Genomic DNA, 9,519 nt, shown 5'->3' on the forward strand with positions numbered 1-9,519 from the left:
TTTTTATCACTTTTAATGAATGTATCAGTCTTTTTATCGTACCCGTAAGGACAGTGTCTGCAGCCGCTTTTACAGCAATAGCCTCTTTTCAGATGGAATTTTTCTGTAAAAACCTTGTACCCCTGTTCATTATAGTAGAAGTCTTCACCTTCTTTGATGTCATAATGGGCCATAAGTTAAATGCTAGTCAAAAAACTTTTTATATTTGTTACTATGATAATTGTATGCCAAAAGCCTTTAAAAAAATTAAAAATTAATGGCATCGCTCTCTTTCCTTTATCTTCATTAGGAAACCCGAAGATAAGGAAAATAATGTATTGATCAATCACGAAAAAATCCATCTGCGTCAACAATTGGAAATGCTCATCATTTTTTTTATATCTTCTATGGTATTGAGTACTATTATTGGTTCTTCAGACTTAAGGACGGTTATCTGGCCTACAGAAGAATTTCCTTTGAAAGGGAAGCATATGCCAATGAAAACAACCTGAATTATCTCAGAAAAAGAAAATTCTGGAGCTTCAGAAAATATCTTTAGAATAAGTGCATGATGCGTCGGAGTTCCGGTTACGAGATTCGGGTTCCGGGTTGTGGATTCTGGCTTCAATATTATCTATAATTCAATAGGAACGGGCTTTAGCCCGTTTATCAAAAATCCGAATTCATCCGGCTTTAGCCGAAACTTAAATTATAATCCTTATCTTATTATACAAAATTCGCACATTCTTAACACAATCATCTGTGAAAATCCATATTATCTGTGGTAAAAGAATCTATAAAAACAACAAATTGCCACAACACTAAATCTTTTCCTACTTTTGTAAAGAATAAACCTTTAGTTGTAAAACTGAAATGCTATTAAAACCTCCCACAAAACCTGTTCCTATCCAGGAAATTCCCATTCAGAAAAATATTAGGCTTTTCATTAAAAGGGAAGATCAGATTCATCCGCTGATTTCAGGCAACAAATACTGGAAGCTGTTTCACAATGTCAATAACTATCTTGAAAAAAATCAGGGAAACTCTTATATTATTACTTTCGGAGGCGCCTTTTCCAATCATATTGCAGCGGTTTCAGCCGTAGGGAACCTGGCAGGTATTCCAACATTGGGAATTATCAGAGGAAAGAATTGCAGCATAAATGGCGGGATAATCCAACCTTACTTTTCGCAAAGAGAAACGGAATGAACCTGAAATTTGTCACCCGGGAAGAATACCGCCACAAAGAAAAACTGACAGAATTCCTTCAGCAGGAGTTCCCGGAAGCATTAATCATTCCTGAAGGAGGAACCAATGAAGAGGCCGTAGAAGGGGTGAGAATGATGCTCAATGAACAAACAAAAGATTTTGACTATCTTTGCACCGCAGTTGGAACCGGCGGTACCGTTGCAGGTATTTCAAAATTTTGTGAAGAGAATCAGAAAGTTATAGGATTTAAAGCCGTTGACGATGCTTCACTCGAAAATAAAATTTTTGAATTAACTTTGAAACAGAATTTTAATCTAATAGATTCATGTTTTGGAGGTTATGGTAAAATAAATGACGGAAACGTCCGTTTTATCAATGATTTTAAAGAGAGGTACGGTATTCCTTTGGAACCGGTTTATACAGGAAAGATGCTGGAGAAGATTTTTGATTTGATTGAAGAAGGATATTTTCCTGAAAACAGTAAGATTTTGTGTTTTCACACTGGTGGATTACAGGGAATTGAAGGAGCAAATCTGCTGTTGGAAAAACAGAATAGAAATTTAATTATATAAGTAAAATTGAAAAACATGAAAAGACTTTTCCTATCCATAAGCCTTTTAGTTTTATCAAAATTTTCAGCCCAGACTTGGGCAACCGAAGATCAGTATATTCAGAAGTTTGCTAAATATGCCGTAGAAGAAATGGAAAAATATAAAATTCCGGCTTCTATTACCCTTGCCCAGGGATTACTGGAAACCGGGGGCGGAGCAGAGCAGACTGGCACTGGAAGGTAAAAACCACTTCGGTATAAAATGTAAAAGACTGGACCGGTAAAACGATGAAACATACCGATGATGCACCTAACGAATGCTTCCGTGTGTATGAAGATCCAAGACAGTCTTATGAAGACCATTCCATATTTTTATCCACCAGAAAATACTACGCAAACCTTTTCAAGCTGGATATGAAAGATTACAGAGCATGGGCTTATGGTTTGAAAAAAGCAGGCTATGCTACCAATCCCCGTTATGCTTCAATTCTTATCACTAAAATTGAAAAGTACAGACTATACGAATATGACAATACAAATTCCAATGAAGTATTGTACGCCGTTCTTAAAATGTATCCGGATCTGAAGGATGACAGAACGTTCATGGCACAACTGGACCCTTCAAAAGCAGTTAAAAAAGCTAAAGAACCGGTTACTGTAGAAGTCCCTTACAAACAGACTTCGTATGCGCAGCAGCAAAAAAGAGTGGAAAGAATCAAAACGAAAGCTGAAATCCTTAATTCCATTCTTATCAAAAGCCATCCGAATGACGGCCTGAAATATATCATTATTCCTGAAGATACCGATGTAAAATTCATTGCCAATAAATTCAAAGTCAGCGAAAGCAGGCTGATGAAGTGGAATGAACTGGAAAGTGAAACTTTAAAGAAAAATGACATCGTTTTCCTTGAATCTAAAAATTCTACAGGAAATACAGCTACCTATAAAGCCGAATACGGAGAAGATATGCATGATATCGCCCAGAAATTCGGAATCAAATTAAATAAATTATATGCTAAAAACAGAATGGATGAAGGACAGCAGCCATCTGCAGGACAGCTGATTTATTTAATAGATAAAAAACCACGAAACTAATTTAATTCTTTGTTGAGAGACTACCGTTGACAGTATATGCCAACCCGCAGCTGTCAACACCAACTAAATATATATGAAGTATCAAAGAAGTTCGGCTTTGTTTGATGAAGCCTACAAATACATTCCGGGAGGGTAAACTCTCCGGTAAGAGCATTCAAATCCGTAGGAGGAGTGCCCGTTTTCATGAAATCGGCAAAAGGTGCTTACCTTACTGATGCAGATGACAATACTTACATCGATTATATCAACTCATGGGGCCCGGCCATTTTAGGACATACACATCCTGAAGTACTGGAAGAACTGAAGATACAGGCAGAGAAAGGGTTCTCTTTTGGTGCTCCTACCGAACTGGAAACAGAAATTGCAAAATTTATCATCGAAAATGTTCCTAATATTGACCAGATCAGAATGGTTTCTTCGGGAACGGAAGCGTGTATGAGTGCCATCAGGCTGGCAAGAGGATATACAGGAAGAGATAAAATTGTAAAATTTGAAGGCTGTTATCACGGACATTCAGATTCATTCCTGATTAAAGCCGGAAGTGGTGCCGCTACATTCGGAAATCCAAATTCTCCGGGAGTAACAGCCGGAACCGCCAAAGATACATTACTGGCACGTTACAATGATTTTGAACAGGTCGAGGATTTATTCCGTCACAATCAGGGAGAAATTGCAGCGGTAATTATAGAGCCGGTTGCCGGAAATATGGGATGCGTCCTGCCTGAAAATGACTTCTTACAAAACCTTAGAAAAATCTGTGATGAAAACGGAGCCTTATTGATCTTTGATGAGGTAATGACCGGTTTCAGATTAGCATTCGGAGGAGCTCAGGAGCTTTTCAACGTAAAAGCAGATTTAGTGACTTACGGAAAAGTAATCGGAGGAGGACTTCCGGTAGGAGCTTTCGCCGGAAGAAATGAAATTATGGACCACCTTGCACCAAAAGGAGGAGTTTACCAGGCTGGGACGTTAAGTGGAAATCCTTTGGCCATGAGAGCAGGATTAAAAACACTTCAGCTTATTAAAAACGATCCTGAATTTTTCAACAGATTACATACAACAACAGAAACATTGGATTTCGAGATCGGAAAAATTCTGAATGAAAAAGGAATTGCCCATAAAATCAACAGAAAAGGTTCTATGATGTCTGTATTCTTCCATATCAACAGAGTTTCTAATTTTGATGAGGCTCAGGAAGCTAACCATTCATTGTTTAATAATTTCTTCCACCAGATGCTGCAGAATGGGGTGTATTTACCACCAAGTGGATACGAAACGTATTTTATCAGTGATGCCATCAAGGATAAAGAAATTGATATGACCTTAGAAGCAGTAAGAAAATTTGAATATTCAAATAAATAAATATAAACAAAACCGGATCTAAAATCCGGTTTTTTTTGTAAAAAAATTCAGGTGCTTATGGGTAAATAAAAATGAAAATATACACATAGTTCGTCACTCCGTAGGAGTCTCTGCAACGTAAACAGTAACCTGGATTCCTGCGGAATGGCAAGGGTGCCGGTAATACTTTCCGTAAATCTTAAGTGATTTTATTACAAAGTAGGCGCATAGTTTATCACTCCGTAGGAGTCTCTGCAACGTAAAACAAGATCATTTGTATTCCTGCGGAATGGCAAGGGGGCCGGTAATACTTTCCGTAAATCTTAAGTGATTTTATTACAAAGTAGGCGCATAGTTTGTCACTCCGTAGAAGTCTCTGCAACGTAAACAGTAACCTGGATTCCTGCGGAATGACAAGCGTTATGGTAATACTTTCCGTAAATCTTAAGTGATTTTATTACAAAATATGTGCATAGTTCGTCACTCCGTAAGTCTCTGCAACGTAAACAGTAACCTGGATTCCTGCGGAATGACAAGCGTTATGGTAATACTTTCCGTAAATCTTAAGTGATTTTATTACAAAATATGCGGATAGTTTATCACTCCGTAGGAGTCTCTGCAACGTAGACAGTAATCTGGATTCCTGCGGATGAGAATTACCGTAAAATCTTTTGATCGTGATACAGAAAAGATAAACTTAGCATTTAGAAAGTAATTGCCACAAAGCATAAATCATACAGATTTTGTAATAAACCATACACTTTGTTCAGGACGCTTCTTTTTAATTTTGCCATAAACAGATTGGAAATGAAGACCTCAGACCCTACCATCTCCCGTAAAGACTTTATCCGGAATTCAGCATTGGCTGTAGCGGGATTAACTTTAATGCCTACTATCATGACCGCATCCCCTTTTTTGATGAAAACAGTATTTCAGCAAAAGGAAAAATGAGCCTTAAAAATGTTCGTCTGGAAACAGGTTTTGAATATCAGGATGGGGAAGTGGCTTCTACAAAACAGATCTGTTCTGTGTAGAAATTGAAAACGGAAAAATCACAAAGATTTCACCGAATCAGCCCAATGCCAAAGCCATAGATGCAAAAGGATTGTTAATGCTTCCTGCTTTCAGGGATATGCATATTCATCTTGACAAAACTTTTTATGGAGACCGGTGGCAGGCTGTTAGAAAAAGGAACGGAGGAGTCAAGGGAATGATCGAACTGGAGCAGAAAATGCTTCCGGAGATGCTTAAGAATTCAACCTTTAAGGCTGAAAAGCTAATTGAATTGTTACAGTCAAAAGGAACTTCCTTCGCAAGAAGCCATGTAAATATTGAGCCTACTTCCAAGCTTCAGTCATTAAAAAATCTGCAGAAGGCTTTAGAAAATAAAAAGAAAGGTTTTGGAGCCGAGTTGGTGGCTTTTCCACAGCACGGTGTGTTTTATACGGATTCAGTGCCTTATCTGAAAGAAGCGGCAAAAATGGACATCGATTTTATCGGTGGAGTAGATCCGTTCAACATCGATGGAGATATTGAAAAAGTACTGGATTTTACCGTCCAGCTTGCTACAGACCATAAAAAAGGGATTGATATCCACCTGCATGAAACCGGAGATTCCGGATTGAGAACAGTAGAATATCTGATTAAAAAGTAAATGAAAACCCTTCTCTGAAAGGAAAAACCTATTTGAGCCACTGTTTTGTTCTTGGGAAATTAGAAGCCGTAAAACAGGAAGAAATTGCTGAAAAATTATCTGAAGCTCAAATCGAATTGTTTCTACAATCCCTTTCGGAAGACTGGTCATGCCAATACCAACGCTTTACAAACATAATGTCACAGTTCTTACAGGGAATGACAGCATTGTGGATCACTGGAATACTTTCGGTACAGGAAGTGTACTTCAGAAAGCTAATTTAATGGCTCAATTGTATGGATATTCAACAGAATTCTTACTATCAAGAAGCTTAAAGCTGGCCACAGGAAATATCCTTCCGCTGGATGACAAAGGACACCAACAGTGGCCTAAAGCCGGAGATAAGGCAGATTTTGTACTGATCAATGCCAGCTGTTCAGCAGAAGCGGTATCAAGAATTTCAGAGGTGGAATCATTGGTACATGATGGAAACGTTGTTTTTTAATTCAAATAAGAGTTGATTAAATAAAGATATAAATATAATCTAGTTGTGTTTTTTGACCACAAAAGGTATAGAAGTGAATGCGGACTGAGACTGAAGTAAGAGTGAAGGTAATGCTTTTATCCTTTTGTGGTTATTTTTAGTTTTCTCTCACAATTTTTAGTAATTTTAGGAGAAAATCAGGCAGAGTGGGTTACCATACAGATCATTTTCCGGTTTTAGGAATTCAGGAATTCAGCGAGAATCAGCTGAAGGGCTGTAATCTGCTGTTTAATGAACTTTACGGAGCGCGTTCTATTGATGAACCCCACAAGCATGACTTTTTTATCATTAATCTTTTTGAGCACGGAGTAGGCTCACATACCATAGATTTTACAGAATATCAGGTAAAAGACTATCAGATTCATCTTGTTTTTCCTGATCAGGTGCATCAGTGGGTCATTGAAAAAGAAACCATAGGATACCAGCTGATGATCAGTAGAGATTGGTTTGAAAGTTTTCTGCCGTCGTTAAGGTTCTCAGCTTCTTATTACCAGAATCATCCGGTGATCAATCTTTCCAAAGAAGTGTTTGACATGTTTCTGTATGAATTCAAAGAAATCCGGAAAGAACTGGGCGAAGAGAAAATATTCTGGGAACTTATTCAAAAAAGAAGCGAATTGATTGGCCTTTTGGTGAGCAAATCTGTGGAAGGGGTTTTTAAGGATTTTGAAGTCTACAACTCAAACCCTATTATTTCAAAGTTTCTGCATCTTATTGACGAACATTTTAAAACGGAAAGATCAGTTTCTTTTTACGCTGAAAAACTGAATATCTCTGCCAATTATCTGAATATTGTCTGCAAGAAAAGTCTCAATGTTTCGGCTTCTTCCCTCATTCAGAACCGTATTTTACTGGAAGCAAAAAGACTCTTAAAAGTTTCTGAAATGTCCGTAAAGGATATTGTATATGACCTGGGTTTCTATGATCATGCCAGCTTTTCCAAATTCTTTAAAGCACAAACGGGAATGACACCTTCCCAGTTCAAAGAATAATCTGTACAAAACAAGACATAATTGATACACCGGTTTTATCCTTAAGCCAGGTTAATTTTGTATTGTTAAAATTTAAATCATGCAATTTCCCTATCAATTAACTGCAAAAGGAAAATATACCCTGAAAAATGTCCGCCTTGAAACAGGTTTTGAATACGAAAATGAAGAGGTTATAGGAACAAAGACCGGCCTTTTCAGTATTGAAATTGAGGACGGAAAAATAAAAACAGTGCAAGCCAATGACCACGCTTCTGAAGCTATAGATGCTAAAGGATATCTGATGCTTCCTGCTTTCAGGGATATGCACATCCATCTTGACAAGACATTATATGGGCTTCCGTGGCAGGCCCTTTCTCCGAAAAGAAAGACTGTAAAAGATATGATCGCTTATGAGCAGCAGATCATTCCTGAGCTGTTGAAAACTTCTGTAAGCAGAGCAGAACAGCTGATCAGCCTGTTGCAGCATTACGGAACTCATTTTGTGAGAACTCATTTCAATATTGATCCTACTTCAGGGTTGAAATCTCTGGAACACCTTGAGCAGGCGCTTGAAAATAAAAAAGAATCCTTCAAAGCGGAGCTGGTTGCCTTCCCGCAGCATGGTGTTTACCATACAGAATCTGCACCTTTGATGAAAGAAGCCGCACAACTGAAAAATGTGAAATTTATTGGAGGGCTGGATCCTTTAAGTATTGACGGAAGCATTGAAAAAGTAATGGATTTTACTGTTCAGCTGGCTTTAGACCATCATAAAGGAATTGATATTCACCTGCATGAAACGGGAGAGTACGGAATGAAAACAATCAATTACCTGATTGATAAAGCGATCGAAAATCCTGAACTTCAGGGAAAAACATTTGTTAGTCATGCTTTAGCTTATCTCTCACCAAAAGAAACGGAGCAGGTTGCAGAAAAACTGGCTGCAGCAAAAGTAGGAATTGCTTCTTCCATACCTTTTAAAGGAAAAGTAATGCCAATTCCAACCTTAAAAAATACGGGGTAAATGTACTGATCGGAAATGATAATGTGCAGGATTACTGGAGTACATTCGGATCCGGAAATATGTTACAGAAAGCGAATCTGATTGCTGAGCTCTATGGGTACGCCACAGAATACGCGTTGTCGAGAACCTTGCAGTTTGCAACTCAAAGTATTCTTCCTCTGGATGAAAAAGGAAATCAGCAATGGCCAAAAGCAGGTGATGACGCTGCGATCGTTCTGACGGATGCTTCCTGTTCTGCGGAAGCCGTTTCCAGAATGTCCGTAATAAAAGCCCTGATGAACGGCGGGAATTTATTCTGGAGAAATTAATTGAAGTATATATATTTTTATACACTTGTTTTTTGTGAATGCCATCGGAGTCTTTCCGGTGGCATTTTTTGTGGCAGGTTTCGAGATTACGCATTTCGGTTTCGAGTTGATTCGGGTTTTTAGCCCGTTATGTAAAAACAAATTCATTCCTCTGGCTTTAGCCTGAACTTATCTGTAAACGGCTGTGAAAATCTTTGTCATCTGCTGTAAAAACAACTGTTCAAATTGCTGTTTTCAGTTTTTCAATATGAACAGATGTTCATATTGAAACCGGCAGACTTTTGTAAAACCAGGGAATAATGAAGAAAAAAGCCTTCGGAAAATGTTCCGAAGGCTTTTTAAATTTAAATGAAATTAATCTAACTACTATATTGTTTTATAAGTTGAAGTTAGTCCAGCCTGCATACCATGTATCTGTAGCATCCTTTACAGCTCCTTTATAAGTTACCTGTGTAAACCAAGTCGCTAACTTAGGGTTAGTAAAGGCTCCTCCTGTTAATAATGGAGAACCTGCAGTAGGAGTAAAGTTTGGTGTAGTTCCTGCTGGAGCCCATGCGCCGGCAAGTTTTACATCAGCTGTAGAAGCAAGGATTGTGTTTCCTTTAGCATTGAACCATGTTGTAAGATCAGCCAACGTATACGTTGTAGGAGTAGATGTAGATGGTCCGAATTTTAAAGGAGTTGTATTTCCTGCCAATACGTTGTTTTCAAAGAATAGTTTATTACCTACAATATTGTTATCTGTTGGAGAACCTTTTGTAGCATCGATGAATAAACCAACAGGGAATCCTGTAAATACAGAGTTAAATACTGAGATAGAAGAGTTTCTTCTGATCTGTAATGCATTCTGGAATAACGCGTTGAT

The 9,519-nt window shown here is 38.0% G+C and carries 2 protein-coding genes and 7 pseudogenes; 6 read left to right on the forward strand and 3 right to left on the reverse strand.

The window, feature by feature from the left end; genetic code table 11:
- Nucleotides 1-2 precede the first annotated feature (2 nt).
- Nucleotides 3-173 (reverse strand): annotated as a pseudogene (locus OWR28_RS01740) (C1orf53 family protein); the annotation flags it as partial.
- Between the two features lie 679 nt (nucleotides 174-852).
- Here OWR28_RS01740 and OWR28_RS01745 point away from each other — a divergent pair.
- The 3 pseudogenes from OWR28_RS01745 (at nucleotide 853) to hemL (ending at nucleotide 4,195) form a co-directional block, all read left to right on the forward strand.
- Nucleotides 853-1,760 (forward strand): annotated as a pseudogene (locus tag OWR28_RS01745) (1-aminocyclopropane-1-carboxylate deaminase/D-cysteine desulfhydrase).
- 15 nt (nucleotides 1,761-1,775) lie between these two features.
- Nucleotides 1,776-2,833, forward strand: a pseudogene (locus OWR28_RS01750) (glycoside hydrolase family 73 protein).
- Between the two features lie 73 nt (nucleotides 2,834-2,906).
- Nucleotides 2,907-4,195: pseudogene (hemL, locus tag OWR28_RS01755) on the forward strand (glutamate-1-semialdehyde 2,1-aminomutase).
- Between the two features lie 683 nt (nucleotides 4,196-4,878).
- On the opposite strand, the gene OWR28_RS01760 reads toward hemL, so the two are convergent.
- Complete coding sequence (locus OWR28_RS01760) at nucleotides 4,879-5,073, reverse strand: hypothetical protein (protein ID WP_332385236.1); 195 nt, start codon at nucleotides 5,071-5,073, stop codon at nucleotides 4,879-4,881.
- Here OWR28_RS01760 and OWR28_RS01765 point away from each other — a divergent pair.
- The 3 genes and pseudogenes from OWR28_RS01765 to OWR28_RS01775 all read left to right on the forward strand — a co-directional run bounded on the left by OWR28_RS01765 (nucleotide 4,982) and on the right by OWR28_RS01775 (nucleotide 8,654).
- A pseudogene (locus OWR28_RS01765) lies at nucleotides 4,982-6,312 on the forward strand (amidohydrolase). The gene OWR28_RS01760 and the pseudogene OWR28_RS01765 sit on opposite strands and share 92 nt — an antisense overlap.
- Before the next feature lie 185 nt (nucleotides 6,313-6,497).
- A complete protein-coding gene (locus OWR28_RS01770; protein WP_332385221.1) occupies nucleotides 6,498-7,343 on the forward strand; it encodes a helix-turn-helix domain-containing protein in 846 nt (281 codons plus the stop codon).
- Nucleotides 7,344-7,422: 79 nt separating this feature from the next.
- A pseudogene (locus tag OWR28_RS01775) lies at nucleotides 7,423-8,654 on the forward strand (amidohydrolase).
- Nucleotides 8,655-9,030: 376 nt separating this feature from the next.
- On the opposite strand, the pseudogene OWR28_RS01780 reads toward OWR28_RS01775, so the two are convergent.
- A pseudogene (locus OWR28_RS01780) lies at nucleotides 9,031-9,519 on the reverse strand (hypothetical protein); the annotation flags it as partial.

The sequence above is a fragment of the Chryseobacterium sp. 1B4 genome (assembly GCF_036631475.1).
Classification (GTDB): Bacteria; Bacteroidota; Bacteroidia; order Flavobacteriales; family Weeksellaceae; genus Chryseobacterium.

Excerpts from the sequence above, each read along its gene's own strand:
- OWR28_RS01760 (WP_332385236.1), bottom strand. The coding sequence starts at position 5,073 with ATGATAGTAGGCATTAAAGTTAATCCCGCTACAGCCAATGCTGAATTC.